The sequence below is a fragment of the Kitasatospora sp. NPDC088134 genome (genome assembly GCF_044741705.1).
GTDB lineage: Bacteria > Actinomycetota > Actinomycetes > Streptomycetales > Streptomycetaceae > Kitasatospora.
Genome location: NZ_JBIUTD010000018.1, coordinates 136,185 through 153,489, shown reverse-complemented (window position 1 = coordinate 153,489; position 17,305 = coordinate 136,185). Strand labels below are relative to the sequence as shown.

The following is a 17,305-nucleotide window of genomic DNA, read 5'->3' as shown; positions in this document are numbered from 1 at the left end:
CGCCAGCGTTCGTCCTGAGCCAGGATCAAACTCTCCGTGAATGTCTCCACGGGGAGCGGCACAGCAACCACCGGAATAGGGCGGTCCTGCGCACTGCGTCCTCGCTAGTGTTCTACTTCAAAAGGAATCTCCAACCAACCGATACCGGCTGGCCGGGGATGTCAACATATCTGGCGTTGACTTTTGGCACGCTGTTGAGTTCTCAAGGAACGGACGCTTCCTTCGACCGGCCTTCCGACCGCATCTCCGGGCGCTTCGTTCTTTCGTGTTCCCAGCTTATCAGAGGTTTTCGCTACCGTTTCACCGGTGTTTCCTCGAACTCGCTTTCGTTCGCCCCTCTCGGCGCGACTCCGGAACTGTACGGGGGCGGGCGCCCGCAAAGCAAATCCGCCCCCGCGCCGGTCGGGCGCGAGGGCGGAAGGGGTCGGACGCGGGGCGTCCGGGAGGTCAGTGGACCTCGGTGATCTCGGGGCCGCGGGAGAACGGGTCGATCGAGCCGCCGGCGTAGGGGGACTCGACGTCGGCCGAGGTGGCGGCGCCGTCGGCGACCATCTGGGCGTCCTCGGGGAGCTTGAGGACGATGGGGTCGCGGGGGGCCATCGGGGACTCGCCGCGGACCACGACGGTCTGGCGGAAGACCTCTTCGAGCAGCCCGGCCATCTCGGGCTGGACCGCGGCCTGGCCGGAGATCACGCCGCGGAGGAACCAGCGGGGGCCGTCGCAGCCGACGAAGCGGACCAGCTGGACGCCCTGGGTGCCGTCCGGGAGCTGGACCGGGACCTGGGCGCGGAGGTGCCAGCCGAGCGGGCCCTCCTCCTCCTCGACGGCGCCGCCCTGGCCGGTGATGCCGCCGGCGATCTCCTCGCGGACCTCGCCCCAGATGCCCTCGGACTTGGGGGCGGCGAAGGCCTGCAGCTGGATGGCGCTGTTGCCGAGGACCAGGGTGGCGGCGACGATCGCGTCACCTGCGACCTCGACCCGGAGCTCCATCCCCTCGACGCCGGGGACCAGCAGGCCGCCCAGGTCGACGCGGCCCTCTTCCGGCTTCTCCAGCTCGGAGACGTCCCACGGCCCGTCCGGGCGCGGGGCCGGCGGGAGGCCGATCCGCTCGGCCGGGTCGGCTTCGGTGTCGTTCTCGCTCTCGACGGAACCCTCGACGTCATCGGCCGTCTCGTCGGCGCTGATGGCGTCCTCGGCGAGCTGCTCGACAGCGTCCTCGCTCTTGCGACGACGGAACACGGTCACTGTCCTTCCCGGTCCAAGACCGAATCCAAGACCGAACACGAATACCTGTGCTACCTGCTACCCATCGGACCGGCCGAAAACCGTTGCTAGCGCACCGCTTCCACCCGCTCGTCGTGCTGCCCGGCCGGAGCCGGGGCCGCGGCGCATGCTAGACCGCGGCGTGACCGCCGGTCGAGCCGAACCCGCCTTCGGCACGGACCGAGCCCGGGAGTTCACCCACCTCGTGGAAGCGGGCCTTCTCGACCTGCTGGATGACCAGCTGGGCGATCCGGTCGCCCCGCTTGAAGACGACGGGCTCTCGGGGGTCCAGGTTCACGACGATCACCTTGATCTCACCACGGTACCCGGCATCGACCGTCCCCGGGGCGTTCACCAGTGCAACTCCGCAGCGGACGGCGAGTCCGGACCGCGGGTGTACGAACGCCGCGTAGCCGTCCGGTAGCGCGAGCGAGATCCCGGTGGGGAGCAGGACCCGTTCGCCCGGCTGGAGTTCGGCGTCGACGGTGGTGCGCAGGTCGGCGCCGGCGTCCCCGGGGTGCTCGTAGGCGGGGAGCGGGATCTCCGGGTCGAGGCGGCGGATCAGGACGTCGACGGGCGGACGGACGGGGTCGGTCACGGGTTCACCTCGAAGGCTCGGGCACGCTTGATCTGGTCCGGGTCGTCCAGGATCTTCTGCACGTCCTCCGGACGACCGTGCGTGGTGAAGTGTTCCAGCTTCACCTGGATGAAGAGTGCCTGTGCCCGGATGGCGACCGGCCCTTCGGGGCCGCCGATCCGGCCCTCGGCGGCGCTGTAGACCTTGCGGCCGTGGACGCCCGTCACCCGTGCGTGGATGTGCAGGACGGAGTCGACGGGGACGGGGCGGACGAAGTCGGTCTCCAGGCGGCCGGTGACGGCGGGGGCGCCGAGCAGCCAGTTGAGCGTGCCGAGGGTCTCGTCCATGGCGCTGACCAGGACGCCGCCGTGGGCCAGGCCGGGGCCGCCCTGGTGGGCCGGCTTGACGGTGAACTGCGCGGTGACGTCGAGGTGTTCGCCTGCCACGGCGGTGAGTTGGAGGCCCTGGGGGTGGTGCGGACCGCAGCCGAAGCACTCGTCGTAGTGGGAGCCGATGACGGTGCCGGGCGCGGGGGCCAGCGGGGAGCGCTCGGGCAGTTCGGCGTCCGCGGGCGGGGTGGTGGGGGTGGTGATGGGTCCGTTCACGGCGCCGACCCTACCTGCCGGTAGTTTGCCGGGACAGGCACGGCCGGGGGCCCTGCGGGCCGGGGCGGCGCGGGGCGTGCCCACAATGGGGGCATGTACGAGGAACGTCTCACCGTCCCGCGGTCCTGGTGGCTGCTGTCCGTGGCGCTCGGGCTCTCGCTCGGCCTGATCCTGCTCCGGTTCAGCGGGGTCGCCGCGCTGCTCGGGCTGGTCGTCGGGGTGGCCGCGGGGGCGGCTGCGCTGAGCAGTTACGGCTCGGCGCGGATCCGGGTGGTGCAGGGGTCGCTGGTCGCCGGGCAGGCCCGGATCCCGGTCGGTGCGCTGGGGGCGGCCGAGGTGCTGAACCCCAAGGAGGCGGTGGCCTGGCGGTCGGTGAAGGCCGATCCGCGGGCGTTCATGCTGCTGCGCAGCTACGTGCCGACGGCGCTGAAGGTGGAGGTGACCGATCCGGCCGACCCGACGCCGTACCTGTACCTGTCGACCCGGTCCCCGCAGCGGCTGGCGGACGCCCTGGAGGCGGCGGCCGGCGGCCGGGGGCGCTGAGCCGGCCCGGCTCCCGCTCGAAAGTTTCCCGCGCGACGGCGCTGCGGCTCGGCGGCGCGCCGGCCCGGAGAAGGCCGGAAGGGGCGGTCCCACCTGCTGGTGGGACCGCCCCTTCCGGTTTCGGTCTGTCGGCGGGCCCCGTGAGGGTGGTCGGGGGCTCGCCCGCTGCCGGGTGCGACCGCTCGGGGCGGTCGCTGTTGCTGCCTCCGGTACCGCTGCTCAGTACCGGACGGGGCGGCGTTCCGGGCCGGCGGAGGGGTCTCGCCCGCCCGGGCAGGTGCCGCTCCGTTTTCAGGCCCCGCAGTCCCGGCAGATCGGCTGGCCGTTCTTCTCGCTGTAGAGCTGGCTCCGGTGGTGGACCAGGAAGCAGCTCATGCAGGTGAACTCGTCGGCCTGCCGGGGCAGGACCCGCACCGAGAGTTCCTCGTTGGAGAGGTCGGCGCCCGGAAGCTCCAGACCCTCGTTCGCGTCGTACTCGTCGACGTCGACGGAGCTGGAGGCCTTCTCGTTACGTCGGGCCTTCAGTTCCTCGATGCTGTCCTCGTTGAGGTCGTCATCGGTCTTGCGTGGGGTGTCGTAGTCCGTTGCCATTGTTTTCGCTCTCCCCCTTTGGGTGTGTGCGGTATCTCCAGCGCACGTAACGCCTGGGGGGCCGGTCTTGTGCCCGACCCGAGGCCGAGATTGTGCCTTACTTCAAGCCCTGTTACTCAATCGACACTCATCCGGAAGCCCGTCGGGCCGTTCGAACGGGGTCCGAACGAGGGCCCCCGTACGGGTGAACCCGTGCAGGCCGGGCGCCTTTCGCCGTCACGGTCCGTGGTGGTTCGAGAACGTCCGACCCCTCAATTGGGCGGCGGCGGGGGCTTCTTGACGGGGGATCGGATCTTCCTCCGCACGACGGGGCGGTGACCGAGTGCGATCGACCCGCCCGAACGGGTGATCACCCCATCGGGTCGCCCGGACGGCTCCACCGGGCGAGTGTGACGTTCGTCACATTGGACGCGACAGCGGGCGTTTCCTGCGAAAACGGGCCTTTCGGCCCGACCTCGTCCGGCCGGATTGTCCGCATACTCCTCGGAACGTCCACCGGGGCCGGTCCGGGGTCCGGACCGGCCCCGGTGGGGGCGGCGCTGCGGTCAGGCCCGGGCGGCGGCCGCGGCGGCGCGGCGGGCCAGCAGGGCGGCCTGGCGCTCGTCGAAGCGGGTCGCCTGGGCGTCCAGGCCCGCCAGGAAGGCTCCCAGCTCCTCCTGGGCCTGCCGGCCGACCGGGCCGAGGCCGGTGACCTCCATGACCTTCAGGTGGCGCAGCACGGGCTGCAGGACGTCGTCGTGGTGGATGCGCAGGTTGTAGATCCCGCCGATGGCGATCTGGGCGGCGGAGCGCTCGAAGCCGGGCATGCCGTGGCCGGGCATCCGGAAGTTGATCACCACGTCGGCGACGGCCCGCATGGCCTGGTCCGGGGCGAGCTCCAGGGCGGCCTTGAGCAGGTTCCGGTAGAAGACCATGTGCAGGTTCTCGTCGTTGGCGATCTTGGCCAGCAGCTGGTCGCAGAGCGGGTCGCCGGAGTGGTGGCCGGTGTTGCGGTGGGCGATCCGGGTGGCCAGCTCCTGGAAGGCGACGTAGGCGACCGACTGCAGCATGCTGTGCGCGTTGTCGGACTCGAAGCCCTCCGACATGTGCGCCATCCGGGCCCGTTCCAGCGCGACCGGGTCGACGGCGCGGGTGGCCAGCAGGTAGTCGCGGATCGCTATCCCGTGCCGGCCCTCCTCGGCGGTCCAGCGGTGCACCCAGGTGCCCCAGGCGCCCTCGCGGCCGAACATGCTGGCGATCTCGTGGTGGTAGCTGGGGAGGTTGTCCTCGGTCAGCAGGTTGACCACCAGCGAGATCCGGCCCAGCGGGGTCACCTTGGACTGCTCGATCGACCACGCCTCGCCGCCCAGCACGCCGTCGAAGTCCCGCCCCTGGCTCCACGGCACGAACTCGTGCGGCATCCACTCCTTGGCCACCTTGAGGTGGCGGTTGAGCTCGGTCTCCACGACCTCTTCGAGCGCGAGGATCAGCCTGGCGTCGGTCCAGGCGGTCGTGGCGGTGCGCTGCACGGGGGCGATGGTCACGGCGTTGCTCCTGCGGAGGGGACGGGCTGACCTACGGCTGCGTAGGTTACGACACCGTAAGTTGTCCCGGCCGGAAATGACAAGCCGCCCCTGTCCAGCGCTTATGTCGTTCTGACACGGCTGGGCGGGGGCGGCGGTGGAACGGGCGCCGGGCGGGGGATGCGGGGGCGGGGGGACGCGGGGGCTAGGGGATGCGGACCTGGACCCGCAGGCCGCCGCCGGGGCGGGCGGTGGCCTCGATGGTGCCGCCGTGGGCGCGCACCACCGAGCGGACGATGGACAGGCCGAGGCCGACGCCCTTGTCGCTGCGGGTGCGGTCGGTGCTCTTCAGGCGGCGGAACGGCTCGAAGATGTGCTCCAGCTCGTAGCCGGGGACCACCGGGCCGGTGTTGCTCACCACCAGCTCGCCGCCCCCGCCGCGGACGGCGCTGCTGGTGATCTCCACCCAGCCGCCCGGGCTGTTGTACCGGACGCCGTTCTGCAGCAGGTTGAGCGCGATCCGCTCCAGCAGCACGCCGTTGCCGTGCGCGGGCGCGGGCGCCAGTTCGGCGCGCAGCTCGACCTCCCGGTTGTCCGCCTCCGGGCGGGCCTGCTCCATGGCCCGCTGGGCCACCTCGGCGAGGTCGACGGGGCGGCGCTCGGTGAGCTCGTTCTCGCTGCGGGCCAGCAGCAGCAGGCCCTCGACCAGCTGCTCGCTGCGCTCGTTGGTGGCCAGCAGGGTCTTGCCGAGCTGCTGGAGGTCGGGCGAGGCCTCCGGGTCGGCGAGCTGGACCTCCAGCAGGGTGCGGTTGATCGCCAGCGGGGTGCGCAGCTCGTGCGAGGCGTTGGCGACGAAGCGGCGTTGCGAGTCGAAGGCGCGGTCCAGCCGCTCCAGCATCTCGTCGAAGGTGTCGGCGAGCTCCTTGAGCTCGTCGTCGGGGCCGTCCAGGTCGATCCGGCGGTGCAGGTCGCTGCCGGCCACCTCGCGGGCGGTGCGGGTGATCCGGCCGAGCGGCTGGAGCACCCGGCCGGCCACCGCGTAGCCGACCGCGAAGGCGATCACGGCGAGGAACACCAGGGCGGTCAGGGCGCGGCGCAGCAGGGTGGACAGGGCCTGGCTGCTGTTGGCGTCCTGGAGGCTGCTGATCGCCTTGTCCAGGGCCGCCTGGTCGCTGATCTCCTGGCCGTTGACGGAGATCGCCACGCCGCGGCCGACGGTCAGGTGCGGCAGCTGGGGCTGGTCGAAGGCGGAGCGGACGAAGTAGTACATCAGCAGCAGCAGGACGACGCCGGCCATCAGGAACATGCCGCCGTACAGCAGGGTGAGCCTGATCCGGATGGTGGGGCGCAGCGACAGCCAGGCGAGCAGGCCGTCGCCGGGGTGGTAGGTGTCGTCGGCGGGGTCGCGGGCCGGGCGGCGCGGGGGGCGCGTCGGCCGCGGGGGCACCTGGGCCGGGCCCGGGGCGGGCGCGCCGGGGGCCCCGCCGGGGAGTGGCGGGGTGGTCATGGCCGGAAGTCCTCTCAGACGGTGGGTGGTTCGGCGCCCGGGCTCACACCCGGTAGCCGGAGCCGGGGACGGTGATGATCACCGGCGGGTCGCCGAGCTTGCGGCGCAGGGTCATCACGGTGACCCGGACGACGTTGGTGAACGGGTCGGTGTGCTCGTCCCAGGCCTTCTCCAGGAGCTGTTCGGCCGAGACCACGGCGCCGCCGGCCCGCATCAGGACCTCCAGCACCGCGAACTCCTTGGGGGCGAGCTGTACGGGCTTGCCGTCCCGGATCACCTCGCGGCGGCCCGGGTCCAGGCTGATCCCGGCGCGTTCCAGCACGGGGGGCAGCGGGACGGTGGCGCGGCGGCCCAGCGCCCTTACCCGGGCGACGAGTTCGCTGAAGGCGAACGGCTTGGGGAGGTAGTCGTCGGCGCCGATCTCCAGGCCCTCGACCCGGTCGCTGATGTCCCCCGAGGCGGTCAGCATGATCACCCGGGTGGCCAGGCCCTGCTCGACGATCCGGCGGCAGACGTCGTCGCCGTGGACCAGCGGGAGGTCCCGGTCGAGCACCACCACGTCGTAGTCGTTGACCGCGATCCGCTGCAGCGCGGCCTCCCCGTCGTAGACGACGTCGACCGCCATGGCCTCCCGGCGCAGGCCGGTGGCGACGGCTTCGGCGAGCAGCTGCTCGTCCTCGACGACGAGTACCCGCACGGTGGTTGTCCCTTCTGCTGGAGCGGCCCTGGCCGTGGGTGCCCGTGCGGGCCGTGATGCGCCGGGCGCGGATTCGGACAGGCGAATCCGACGGTGCCTCCATCCTGCCTGGTCGCGCGGTAAAGCAGTCGTAAGTCCGGGACGCCGGTGGCGAAAACGGAGGCGGTGGTTGCCGATTGGACTGTGACCCGGGCAACTTTCCCGGGAGGCGAGGTTTCCCGGGCGTGGGGGTGGGGAGGACAGGTGACACACCGCGGTGCCCTCCTGTCGGAGCACCGTGGCCACCACCCGCCGAGTGCCCCATCCGCACCGGCCAGGTATCGCAAGCCACCGGGTCGCGGCTCCAGCGCCGCACGAGTGCAGGGTCGGACGCTCCGTCCGGTCCGGGCACCCGGCCGGGGTCTGCCCGATTCCGGCCGGGGGGCCGCTCGGGCCGTGCCCGTCCGACACAGTAAAGGGGGCCCGTATGGACGCCTTCACCGCCGGAATCCTTCAGCGGATCCAGAACGCCGAGCAGGATCTGAACCGTGCGATCGAGTCCGGGGACGAGTTCCTGGCCGAGGTCGAGCAGTCCGAGCTGGAGGACCTCCAGCGCCTGGCCACCGAACACGGCGTGGACCCGGCCCTGGGGATCCACCGCTCCGCCGCCTGATCCCCTCCCCTGCACCGGCGAGCCCTGGCACGGTCCCCGTGCCGGGGCTTTTCGCTGTCTGCGGGGCGGCCCGGGGCCGGTCAGTCGTGCCAGGCGCCGAGTTCCTCCAGCCGGGCCTGGAGCGGCTCGAACACGCCGGGCGGGGCCGCGATCGTCAGCTCGCCGTCGGCGGGCAGGCCGGGGCGGGAGCCGGTGAGCGCGCCGGCCTCCGCGGCGATCAGCAGGCCGGCGGCCCGGTCCCAGGGGGCGAGGCCGCGCTCGAAGTAGCCGTCGAAGCGGCCGGCGGCCAGGTCGCACAGGTCGACGGCGGCCGCGCCGGCCCGGCGGATGTCGCGGACCTCGCCCATCAGCGCGTGCAGCACCTCGGCCTGGTGCACCCGCCGCTCGCGCAGGTAGCCGAAGCCGGTGGCGACCAGCGCCTGTCCCCAGGCCGGGGCCGGGCGGACCGCGAGCGGGCGGCCGTCCAGCGTCGCGCCGCCGCCGCGCACGGCCTGGAACAGCTCGCCGCGGGCGGGCACCGCGACCACGCCGACGACCACCTCACCGTCCAGCTCGGCGGCCACGCTGACGGCCCAGGAGGGCAGCCCGTACAGGTAGTTGACGGTTCCGTCGAGCGGGTCGACCACCCAGCGCACGCCGCTGGTGCCGGGGCGGTCGGCGCCCTCCTCGCCGAGGTAGCCGTCCGCGGGGCGGCGGGCCGAGATGAGTTCCAGCACCAGCTTCTCGGAGGCCAGGTCCATCTCGGTCACCACGTCCACGGGGCTGCTCTTGGTGGCGGCCACCCCGAGGTCCGCGGGGCGGCCGTCGCGCAGCAGTTCACCCGCCCGGGTGGCGGCCTCGACGGCGGTGGCGAGCAGGTCCTGCAGCAGGTGGTCGGTCACGGGTCTCGGTCCTCCGGGCGGGGTGCGGCGGGCGTGTCGGGTGCGGGGCGCTACGGGGTTCAGGCCTGGGCGGCGGCCGGGCGCGGGGCGCGCGGGTTGGGGCAGCAGGCGGTGGCGCACACGTCGTGGCTGGGGCCGAACCCGCCCAGGGCGCACCGGGTGACCGGCTCCCCCCGGTCGGCGGCGGCCCGCTCCAGCACCAACTCCCGTACGGCGGCCGCGAATCGGGGGTCGGCGCCGACGGTGGCGGCCCGGGCGACCGGCAGGCCGAGCTCGGCGGCCTTGGCCACCGCCTCGGTGTCCAGGTCGTACTTGACCTCCATGTGGTCGGAGACGAAGCCGATCGGGACCATCACCACGGCCGCGGCGCCGTCCGCGTGCTGCGCGGCCAGGTGGTCGCAGATGTCGGGTTCCAGCCACGGGATGTGCGGGGCGCCGGAGCGGCTCTGGTAGACCAGCTCCCAGGGCCGTCCGGGGACGCCGGTCCGCTCGGCGACCGCGGCGGCGATCAGCCGGGCCACCTCCAGGTGCTGGGCGACGTACGCGCCGCCCGGGGTGCCGCGGGCCGGGTCGTCGGGGGCGCCGGAGCTCTCCGCCATCGCGGTCGGGATCGAGTGCGTGGTGAACGCCAGTCGGGCCTTCTCCCTTGCTCCGTCCGGGAGTTCGGCCAGGGCGGCGAGGGTGGCGTCGATCATCGGCTCGACGAAGCCGGGGTGGTTGTAGAAGTGCCGCAGCTTGGCGACGGTCAGCTCCGGCCGCCCCTCGGCAGCCAGCGCGGCGAGCGCGTCGGCCAGGTTCTCCCGGTACTGGCGGCAGCCCGAGTAGCCCGCGTACGCGCTGGTGGCCAGCACCAGCACCCGACGGTGCCCGGCGTCGGCGATCTCCCGCAGGGCGTCCACCAGGTACGGGGCCCAGTTCCGGTTGCCCCAGTACACCGGCAGGTCCAGCCCGTGCCCGGCGAAGTCCGCGCGCAGCGCGGCCAGCAGCTCGCGGTTCTGCTCGTTGATCGGGCTGACACCGCCGAACAGGAAGTAGTGCTTGCCGACCTCGGCCAACCGCTCCTTCGGGATGCCCCGGCCCCGGGTGACGTTCTCCAGGAAGGGCACCACGTCCTCGGGGCCCTCCGGCCCGCCGAAGGAGAGCAGCAGCAGCGCGTCGTAGGGCGCCGGATCGGTCGAACTCGGGGTGCGCGTGTCGGACATGCTCCGATCCTGCCACTCGCGGGGCGCCGTCCCGCGCACCGCCGGGTCGGCCGGCAGGGGTGGGGGCGGGCCCGGGGCGGGCGGGAATTCGGGGTGCGGGTCGCGGATCACCGTCCGTAAGCTGTGTGAGGGATAGTTGTGCATTACCGATAGTTGCGTCTTCCCCCCATCCGAGCCCGACGGAGCCACCCCCCGTGCTGTCCAGCTACCGCCAGATATTCGCCGCCCCCGGCTCGCTCGCCTTCTCCGCCTCGGGGCTGATCGCCCGGCTGCCGATCTCGATGACCGGGATCGGCATCGTCACGATGCTCTCCGAGATGCGGGGCACCTTCTGGCTCGGCAGCGCGCTCTCCGCCACCCTGGCGGTCGCTGCGGCGGTCCTCGGCCCGTGGGTCTCCCGGCTGGTCGACCGGCACGGCCAGCGCCGGGTCGCCCTCCCCGCCACCCTGGTCACCGTGCTCTCCGCCGCTGCCCTGCTGCTCGGCGCCCGCACGGGCGCGCCGGACTGGACCCTGTTCCTGTTCGCCGCGGGCATGGGCGCGATGCCCAGCACCGGCTCGATGGTCCGCGCCCGCTGGGCCCACCTGTACCGCGACGAACCGCCCAAGCTGCACACCGCGTACTCCTTCGAGGCGGTCGCCGACGAGCTCTGCTTCATCGTCGGCCCGATCCTCGCGGTCGCGCTGGCCACCACCGTCTTCCCCGAGTCCGGCGTGCTGCTGGCCGGGGTCTTCCTGGTGGTCGGCATCCTGCTGTTCACCGCGCAGCGCCGCACCGAGCCGCCGGTCCACCCCGCGGCCCGGCACACCGGCGGCTCCGCCATCGCCAACCGGGGCCTGCAGACCCTGGTCCTCACCCTGGTCGCCACCGGCGGCGTGTTCGGCTCCGTCGAGGTGGTCACCGTCGCCTTCGCCAAGGCCCAGGGCCACACCGGCGCGTCCGGCCCCGTCCTCGCCGTGTACGCGGCCGGCTCCTGCCTGGCCGGCGTGGTCTTCGGCACCCTGAAGCTCGCCGGGCCGATGGCCCGCCGCTTCCTGGTCGGCGTCACCGCGATGGCGGTCAGCATGGTGCCGCTGGTCCTGGCCGCGCAGCTGCTGCGCGGCAACGCCGCGCTGATCGGCGTCGGCGCCGCGCTGTTCCTCTCCGGCCTGGCCATCTCCCCCACCCTGATCACCGCGATGGCCCTGGTCGAACGGCTGGTCCCCGCGGCCCGGCTCACCGAGGGCATGACCTGGACCACCACCGGCCTCGCCATCGGCGTCGCCGTCGGTTCCTCGGTGGCCGGTCTGGTGGTCGACGGCGCGGGCGCGATCGACGGCTACTGGGTCCCGGTCGCCGCGGCGGCCTTCGGCGCCCTCGCCGCGTACATCGGCCTCCCCCGGCTCCGGCAGCAGCTCGCCGCAGCGGAAACGCCTGCGGCGGCGGAGCCGGTCGCGTCCTGACCGGGCGCGTGCACGGGCGTTCGCACGGGCGTTCAGGGGCCCGGGGAACGGCGGAGCCGAGAGGCTGGTGTCCGACGGGCCGCGAAGCGCCGACCCCGTTTCGGGCCGAAGGTCTTTGGCCGACGCCCCGTGGCGCCCCACTGGGTTCCGGCGATCAGCCCCTCGGCCCCGCCGTTCCCCGGGCCCCTGGAGCTTCGCTCCCAGCGGGCCCAGGAATACAGCCGCGTGTGCCGCAGGGTTCCCCCGGGTCTGCACCCGTAGACCTGTGGGTGCGTTGTGACTACGCTCCCCGTACCCACCGGTAGAACCGGAAGGTAGGACACGCGCTAGCGGGAGGCTCTGGAGATGACCGAGGTCTGGCGGAACTGGGCGGGGAACCAGAGCGCGCGGCCCGCGCAGGTGGTGGCGCCCGGGTCGGTCGAGGAGCTCGCGGCGGCGGTGGTCGCGGCCGGGGAGGCCGGTCGTCCGGTGAAGGCGGTGGGTTCGGGCCACTCGTTCACGGCGATCGCGGCGGCCGGGGACGCGGTGATGGTGCGCCCGGACAACCTGACCGCGGTGCGCGAGCTCGACCGTGCGGCGGGGACGGTCACCGTCGAGTCGGGCCTCCCGCTGCACCGGTTGAACCGGCTGCTCGCGGCGGCCGGCCTCTCGCTGACGAACATGGGCGACATCGAGGTGCAGACGGTCGCGGGGGCGACCAGCACCGGCACCCACGGCACCGGCCGGGACTCCGGCTCGCTGGCGGCGCAGGTCGAGCGGGTCGAGATCGTCCTCGCCGACGGCTCGGTGCGGACCTGTTCGGCGACCGAGGACGCCGAGTTGTTCCAGGGGGCCCGGCTGGGCCTGGGCGCGCTGGGCGTGGTGAGCGCGCTGACCTTCGCGGTGGAGCCGATGTTCCTGCTGTCCGCGCACGAGAAGCCGATGGGCTTCGAGGAGGTGCTGCGCGACTTCGACGACCTGACGGCCGTGAACGAGCACTTCGAGTTCTACTGGTTCCCGCACACCGACCGCTGCTCGACCAAGCGGAACAACCGCAGCCAGGGCCCGGCCGCGCCGCTGCCGAAGTTCAAGGCGTGGCTGGACGACGACTTCCTCTCCAACACCGTCTGGGAGGGCGCCTGCCGGGTGGGCCGGGCCTTCCCGGGGGCCGTCCCGACGATCGCCGGCCTCGCCAGCCGGGCCTGGTCGGAGCGCCGGTTCACCGACCAGCCGTACAAGGTCTACACCAGTCCGCGCAAGGTGCGCTTCGTCGAGATGGAGTACGCGGTGCCGCGCGAGGCGGCGACCGCCGTGCTGCGCGAGTTGAAGGCGCTGGTGGAGCGCTCCGACTGGCGGATCAGCTTCCCGGTGGAGGTCCGGGTCGCCCCGGCCGACGACCTGTGGCTGTCCACCGCGAACGGGCGGGACAGCGTGTACATCGCCGTGCACCTGTACCGGGACACCCGGGAGATGGGCTACTTCACCGAGGTGGAGCGGCTGATGACGGCCTACCGGGGCCGCCCGCACTGGGGCAAGCTGCACACCCGGGACGCCGAGTACCTGGCCTCGGTCTACCCGCACTTCGCGGACTTCACCGCGCTGCGCGACAAGGTCGACCCGGAGCGCCGGTTCGCCAACGACTACCTGCGCCGGGTGCTCGGCGCCTGACCCGCCGTCAGTTCGCCGCCGCCCCGCCGGTCGGCGGCGCCTCCGCCCCGGCCGGGGTCGCCGCCGGGGCGGACGTGGGCGCGGGGCCGGCCGACGGCGTGCCGCCACCGCCGCCCGGCGAGGGCTGCGCGGAGCCGGACGGCTCGGGCGAGCGGCTGGGCGCGACCGGGCCGCGCGAGGCCGAACCCGACGGGGACGGGGCCGGGGACGGGGCCGGGTCGGTCGGGCGGGAGCCGGTGGACGGCTCGGCCGGGGCCTTCGGCTTCCGGTCCTCGCCGCCGGACGGGCGGGACGGGTTGAACGAGGTTCCGCTGCCGCCGTCCCGACCGGTGGTGATGTCGTGCAGCGGTTTTCCGGCGGCGAGTTCCACCCCGACGATCGGGACCATCGCCACCGCGAACACCAGCGTCGAGACCGCCGCGAAGGACTTCCACGTCCAGCGGCGTTTCGCCCGCAACACCTGCGGCGCGTTCCACTCCGAGGAGATGTCGGCGGAGTCGTCCGCCGGCTTGCCCGCGTCCTCCGCCGGGATTCCGCTCGTCGCGGTGGCTCCCGGCGGTGTCGCGGACCGCGGTTCGGCGCCGCGTTCCACCGCGTTGCGCAGTTGTTCCCCGGTGCGTTTGAACAGCTGCTGGAAGACCGCGCTTCCGGTCGTCGCCCCCACCGAGACGACGGCCGCACCGAGTATCGTTCCGTACACTCCGAGTTCCGACGCGAGTACGGCACCGACCACCGTCGCCAGGGCGCTCGCCGCGACCTGAGTGACCGTCAGATCGAGCCGCTTGCCGCCCTCCTTCTCCACCGCACCGGCCGGTGCGTGGCCGAACTTCTCCCTCTGCTGCGGCATCCCTGTCCCTCGGTCGGCGTGTCGGAATTTCGAACAAGTCCCTCCATCTTGCCCAAAGAAGGACACAAGGGTCGAAAATCCGGTTCTCACCGGTCGATATATGTGAAGATGATCACCGTCGGTCGATCACGGACCCGCCAATGGGGTGCTCGCTCTTGAGATTCCGCTGATTCGCGGGAGACTTGAGCGGCGAGCCGCCCCTCTGGATGCCACGAATGGAGTACTGTTCGTGGAGCCTGAGCCTTCGGTACCCCCTGTCGACGACCCGTCGAACAGCGGCCCGGGCGCCCGGGTGCGATGTCGACCGTCGACGTGGCAAACAGGCAACCGTGCCACAGCGGCGCGCCCGGGTGAAAGCCCGACACGCCGGGTAACTCTGCAAGGTTGTGGCCACTCGCCAACGGGCAGGCCACACTCAGTACGGGAGCAGCGACGCAGGTGACGTCGGCAGGCACCACCCGGGAGGTAACCGTGCCCGAACTGCGCGTCGTGGCCGTCAGCAACGACGGCACACGGCTGGTGCTCAAGGCTGCCGACAGCACGGAGTACACCCTTCCGATCGACGAGCGGCTGCGCGCCGCCGTCCGGGGTGACCGGCCGCGGCTCGGCCAGATCGAGATCGAGGTGGAGAGCCACCTCCGCCCCCGGGACATCCAGGCGCGGATACGAGCCGGTGCGTCCGCGGAGGACGTCGCCCAGGCCGCCGGCATCTCGGTGGAGCGGGTCCGCCGCTTCGAGGGCCCGGTGCTGGCCGAGCGCGCCTTCATGGCCGAGCGCGCCCGCAAGACCGCGATCCGCCGCCACGGCGAGTCCACCGGCCCGCAGTTGGGCGAGGCCGTCGCCGAGCGGCTGGCGCTGCGCGGCGCCGAGAAGGACACCGAGCGGTGGGACTCCTGGCGCCGGGACGACGGCACCTGGGAGGTCATCCTCGGGTACCGCGCCGACGGCGAGCAGCGGCGGGCCAGCTGGTCCTACGACCCGCCGCGGCGGCTGGTGCAGCCCAACGACGACGAGGCGCGGGCGCTGATCGGCGAGAACGTGGAGCGCGAGGAGGACTCCGTCTTCCCGTTCATCCCGCGGATCGCCCGGCTCCCGCACGACCGCCCGGCCCGCCCGATGATCGAGCGGCCCTCCCCCGACCGCATCATGCAGGTGCGCGAGGTGCGGGAGGCCCGCGAGGTCCGCGAGGCGGTCGCCGCGGCCGCCGCCGCGCCCGAACGGGACTCCCTCACCAGCCTGTTGGACGTGGTCCCGTCCTACCGCGGCGACCTCACACCGATCAGCCCGAACATCGAGACCGCGGTCGCCGAGGAGGCCGAGGAGATCGTCGTCGAGGAGACGGCGGCTCCCGCCGCCAGCATCGGCGCGGGCTCCGCGTACGCGGACATCCTGATGCCGCGCTCGGTCGCCCCGCACCGGGACCGGCTGGTCGGCACCACCGACCGCCAGGCCGAGGCGGACGGCGTCCGGCCGGGGCGGCGGGCGACGGTGCCGAGCTGGGACGAGATCGTGTTCGGGTCGCGGCGCAAGAAGCCCGAATAAGCGCTGCCGCTTCGCCGTCCCGGGGTGGAGCGCAGCTCCATCCAGGGGCCCGGGGAACGGCGGGGCCGAGTGGCGGGTGACCGACGGGCTGCGATGCGCTACCCCGTTTCGGGCCGGAGGTCTTTTGGCCGACGCCCCGTAGCGCCCCACTGTGCTCCGGCGCTCAGCCCCTCGGCCCCGCCGTTCCCCGGGCCCCTGAATACCCAAGCGTGTGCCTAAGAGTTGCTCATGAGGTCTCGACCGGGTTCTGCGGGTCGGCGGACCATTCGCTCCAGGAGCCCGGGTAGAGGGCGACGGTGTCGTGGCCGGCCAGGGTGAGGGCGAGGAGTTGGTGGGCGGCGGTGACGCCGGAGCCGCAGTAGACGGCGGTGCGGGCGGGGTCGGTGAGGCCGAGGGCGGTGAAGCGGGCGGCCAGGGCGGGGGCGGGGAGGAAGTGCCCGTCGGGGGTGAGGTTCTCGGTGGTGGGGGCGGAGGTCGCGCCGGGGATGTGGCCGGCCCGGGGGTCGATCGGCTCGGTCTCGCCGCGGTAGCGCTCGCCCGCGCGGGCGTCCAGCAGCAGGCCGGTGCGGGCGAGTTCGGCGGCGCCGCGCGCGTCGACGGTGGGCAGGTGCCCGGGGTCGACCTTGAAGTCGCCCTCGCCGGGAGCGGGGGTGCCGGTGGTGAGCGGGTGCCCGGCGGCGCGCCACGCGGCGAGGCCGCCGTCGAGGACCCGGACGTCGGGGTGGCCGGCCCAGCGGAGCAGCCACCAGGCGCGGGCGGCGGAGAGCGCGGGGCCGGCGTCGTAGGCGACGACGGGGCGGTCGGCGCGGACGCCGGCCCGGCGGAGGGCGGTGGCGAGGCGTTCGGGGTCGGGCAGCGGGTGGCGGCCGGCCGGGCCCGGCGGGTCGGCGAGTTCGCGGTCGAGGTCGACGTAGTGCGCGCCGGGCAGGTGGCCGGCGGCGTACTCCTCGGCTCCGGGCGGGCCGCCGAGCGCCCAGCGGACGTCGAGCAGGACGGGGGGCCGCTCGGAACCGAGCGCGGCGGCGAGTTCGGGGACGGTGATCAGGGGCGAGGTCATGCCGTCATTGTGGCGCGCGGGCGGGGCCGGTGGGGCGGGGTCGGTGATCGCGTCATCCGGGGAAACGTTCGCCCGTCAGCCCTCGAAGGGGAGGACGTCCGGGGAGAGCACGGCGGCGCGGGCGGTGGCGGCGGTGAGGCGGCGCCGGTGGTGGCGGCGGCAGAGCACCTCGTAGCCGATCTCGTCCTCGTTGACGGCGACGTCGCCGACCACGACCTGGGCGCCCTCGACCACCATGACGCCGCCGACGGTGCGGGCGTTGTGGGTGGCCCGGGCGCCGCACCAGCAGAGCGCCTCGACCTGGAGGACCTCGACCCGGTCGGCGAGTTCGATCAGGCGCTGGGAGCCGGGGAAGAGCTTGGTGCGGAAGTCGGTGGTGATCCCGAAGGTGAACACGTCGATGCCCAACTCGTCGACGATGCGGGCGAGTTGGTCGATCTGTCCGGCGGAGAAGAACTGGGCCTCGTCGCAGATCAGGTAGTCGACCCGGCCGCCGGCCGAGAGCAGCTGGACGATGTGGGCCTGGAACTCGAAGTCCTCGCCGACCTCGACCGCGTCGGCGCGCAGGCCGAGGCGGCTGGAGATGGTGGCGGCGCCGGCCCGGTCGTGGCGGGTGAAGATGATGCCCTGGCGGCCGCGGGCGGTGTGGTTGTGGTCCATCTGCAGGGCCAGCGTCGACTTGCCGCAGTCCATCGTGCCCGAGAAGAACACCAGTTCAGCCATGGTGGAGCGTCAGCCTTTCGGGTGAGG

General features: G+C 73.2%; 17 protein-coding genes. 5 read left to right on the top strand and 12 right to left on the bottom strand.

All coding sequences use genetic code 11. From position 1 onward, the window contains the following. Nucleotides 1–447 precede the first annotated feature (447 nt). From ACIOHG_RS25715 to ACIOHG_RS25705, 3 genes are all read right to left on the bottom strand, one after another. On the bottom strand, nucleotides 448–1,239 hold the full coding sequence (locus ACIOHG_RS25715) for a DUF3710 domain-containing protein (RefSeq protein ID WP_400953958.1): 792 nt from the start codon (nucleotides 1,237–1,239) through the stop codon (nucleotides 448–450). A gap of 154 nt (nucleotides 1,240–1,393) precedes the next feature. Further along, on the bottom strand, nucleotides 1,394–1,861 hold the full coding sequence (gene dut / locus ACIOHG_RS25710; RefSeq protein WP_400953957.1) for a dUTP diphosphatase: 468 nt from the start codon (nucleotides 1,859–1,861) through the stop codon (nucleotides 1,394–1,396). Beyond that, on the bottom strand, nucleotides 1,858–2,445 hold the full coding sequence (locus ACIOHG_RS25705; protein ID WP_400953956.1) for a PaaI family thioesterase: 588 nt from the start codon (nucleotides 2,443–2,445) through the stop codon (nucleotides 1,858–1,860). The genes dut and ACIOHG_RS25705 overlap by 4 nt, the downstream gene beginning before the upstream one ends. Nucleotides 2,446–2,538: 93 nt before the next feature. Here ACIOHG_RS25705 and ACIOHG_RS25700 point away from each other — a divergent pair, with 93 nt between their 5' ends. After that, nucleotides 2,539–2,988: a DUF3093 domain-containing protein gene (locus ACIOHG_RS25700; protein WP_400953955.1), complete on the top strand. Its 450-nt coding sequence runs from the start codon at nucleotides 2,539–2,541 to the stop codon at nucleotides 2,986–2,988. Nucleotides 2,989–3,279: 291 nt separating this feature from the next. On the opposite strand, the gene ACIOHG_RS25695 is transcribed toward ACIOHG_RS25700, so the two are convergent. From ACIOHG_RS25695 to ACIOHG_RS25680, 4 genes are all read right to left on the bottom strand, one after another. Then, entirely contained in the window at nucleotides 3,280–3,579 is a 300-nt protein-coding gene (locus ACIOHG_RS25695) for a DUF4193 domain-containing protein (protein WP_014138508.1), read from the bottom strand. Between the two features lie 545 nt (nucleotides 3,580–4,124). Continuing rightward, nucleotides 4,125–5,102 (bottom strand): acyl-ACP desaturase, encoded by a 978-nt coding sequence (locus ACIOHG_RS25690; RefSeq protein WP_400953954.1) that lies wholly within the window; start codon nucleotides 5,100–5,102, stop codon nucleotides 4,125–4,127. A gap of 184 nt (nucleotides 5,103–5,286) precedes the next feature. Then, the gene (locus tag ACIOHG_RS25685) at nucleotides 5,287–6,588 is read right to left on the bottom strand and encodes a sensor histidine kinase (protein WP_400953953.1); all 1,302 of its coding nucleotides are present in this window, start codon (nucleotides 6,586–6,588) and stop codon (nucleotides 5,287–5,289) included. A gap of 43 nt (nucleotides 6,589–6,631) precedes the next feature. Then, nucleotides 6,632–7,285, bottom strand: a complete 654-nt coding sequence (locus tag ACIOHG_RS25680; protein WP_400953952.1) for a response regulator transcription factor — start codon at nucleotides 7,283–7,285, stop codon at nucleotides 6,632–6,634. Nucleotides 7,286–7,751: 466 nt separating this feature from the next. Here ACIOHG_RS25680 and ACIOHG_RS25675 point away from each other — a divergent pair, with 466 nt between their 5' ends. Further along, the gene (locus ACIOHG_RS25675) at nucleotides 7,752–7,937 is read left to right on the top strand and encodes a hypothetical protein (RefSeq protein ID WP_400953951.1); all 186 of its coding nucleotides are present in this window, start codon (nucleotides 7,752–7,754) and stop codon (nucleotides 7,935–7,937) included. An 80-nt stretch (nucleotides 7,938–8,017) separates the two neighbouring features. Here the strand turns inward: ACIOHG_RS25675 and ACIOHG_RS25670 are convergent, their stop codons facing one another. After that, complete coding sequence (locus tag ACIOHG_RS25670) at nucleotides 8,018–8,818, bottom strand: inositol monophosphatase family protein (protein WP_400953950.1); 801 nt, start codon at nucleotides 8,816–8,818, stop codon at nucleotides 8,018–8,020. A gap of 59 nt (nucleotides 8,819–8,877) precedes the next feature. After that, nucleotides 8,878–10,020, bottom strand: a complete 1,143-nt coding sequence (locus ACIOHG_RS25665) for a ferrochelatase (protein ID WP_400953949.1) — start codon at nucleotides 10,018–10,020, stop codon at nucleotides 8,878–8,880. 194 nt (nucleotides 10,021–10,214) lie between these two features. Here ACIOHG_RS25665 and ACIOHG_RS25660 point away from each other — a divergent pair, with 194 nt between their 5' ends. Further along, entirely contained in the window at nucleotides 10,215–11,462 is a 1,248-nt protein-coding gene (locus ACIOHG_RS25660) for an MFS transporter (protein ID WP_400953948.1), read from the top strand. A gap of 345 nt (nucleotides 11,463–11,807) precedes the next feature. Further along, nucleotides 11,808–13,109, top strand: a complete 1,302-nt coding sequence (locus tag ACIOHG_RS25655) for a D-arabinono-1,4-lactone oxidase (RefSeq protein ID WP_400953947.1) — start codon at nucleotides 11,808–11,810, stop codon at nucleotides 13,107–13,109. Nucleotides 13,110–13,116: 7 nt separating this feature from the next. On the opposite strand, the gene ACIOHG_RS25650 is transcribed toward ACIOHG_RS25655, so the two are convergent. Further along, a complete protein-coding gene (locus tag ACIOHG_RS25650; RefSeq protein ID WP_400953946.1) occupies nucleotides 13,117–13,956 on the bottom strand; it encodes a hypothetical protein in 840 nt (279 codons plus the stop codon). A gap of 438 nt (nucleotides 13,957–14,394) precedes the next feature. On the opposite strand from ACIOHG_RS25650, the gene sepH reads away from it, so the two are divergent. Beyond that, nucleotides 14,395–15,498 carry a septation protein SepH gene (gene sepH / locus ACIOHG_RS25645; protein ID WP_400953945.1) on the top strand — a complete coding sequence of 368 codons (1,104 nt, stop codon included), beginning with the start codon at nucleotides 14,395–14,397 and terminating at the stop codon, nucleotides 15,496–15,498. 226 nt (nucleotides 15,499–15,724) lie between these two features. Here sepH and ACIOHG_RS25640 read toward each other — a convergent pair whose 3' ends face one another. After that, entirely contained in the window at nucleotides 15,725–16,555 is an 831-nt protein-coding gene (locus tag ACIOHG_RS25640; protein ID WP_400953944.1) for a sulfurtransferase, read from the bottom strand. A 75-nt stretch (nucleotides 16,556–16,630) separates the two neighbouring features. Next, nucleotides 16,631–17,278 carry a thymidine kinase gene (locus ACIOHG_RS25635; RefSeq protein ID WP_400953943.1) on the bottom strand — a complete coding sequence of 216 codons (648 nt, stop codon included), beginning with the start codon at nucleotides 17,276–17,278 and terminating at the stop codon, nucleotides 16,631–16,633. Nucleotides 17,279–17,305 lie beyond the last annotated feature (27 nt).

Bases quoted from the DNA above. Each gene is read 5' to 3' on its own strand.
- ACIOHG_RS25700 (WP_400953955.1), top strand. From the start codon at position 2,539: ATGTACGAGGAACGTCTCACCGTCCCGCGGTCCTGGTGGCTGCTGTCC.
- ACIOHG_RS25695 (WP_014138508.1), bottom strand. From the start codon at position 3,579: ATGGCAACGGACTACGACACCCCACGCAAGACCGATGACGACCTCAAC.
- ACIOHG_RS25685 (WP_400953953.1), bottom strand. From the start codon at position 6,588: ATGACCACCCCGCCACTCCCCGGCGGGGCCCCCGGCGCGCCCGCCCCG.
- ACIOHG_RS25675 (WP_400953951.1), top strand. From the start codon at position 7,752: ATGGACGCCTTCACCGCCGGAATCCTTCAGCGGATCCAGAACGCCGAG.
- ACIOHG_RS25665 (WP_400953949.1), bottom strand. From the start codon at position 10,020: ATGTCCGACACGCGCACCCCGAGTTCGACCGATCCGGCGCCCTACGAC.
- ACIOHG_RS25655 (WP_400953947.1), top strand. From the start codon at position 11,808: ATGACCGAGGTCTGGCGGAACTGGGCGGGGAACCAGAGCGCGCGGCCC.
- ACIOHG_RS25650 (WP_400953946.1), bottom strand. From the start codon at position 13,956: ATGCCGCAGCAGAGGGAGAAGTTCGGCCACGCACCGGCCGGTGCGGTG.
- ACIOHG_RS25640 (WP_400953944.1), bottom strand. From the start codon at position 16,555: ATGACCTCGCCCCTGATCACCGTCCCCGAACTCGCCGCCGCGCTCGGT.
- ACIOHG_RS25635 (WP_400953943.1), bottom strand. From the start codon at position 17,278: ATGGCTGAACTGGTGTTCTTCTCGGGCACGATGGACTGCGGCAAGTCG.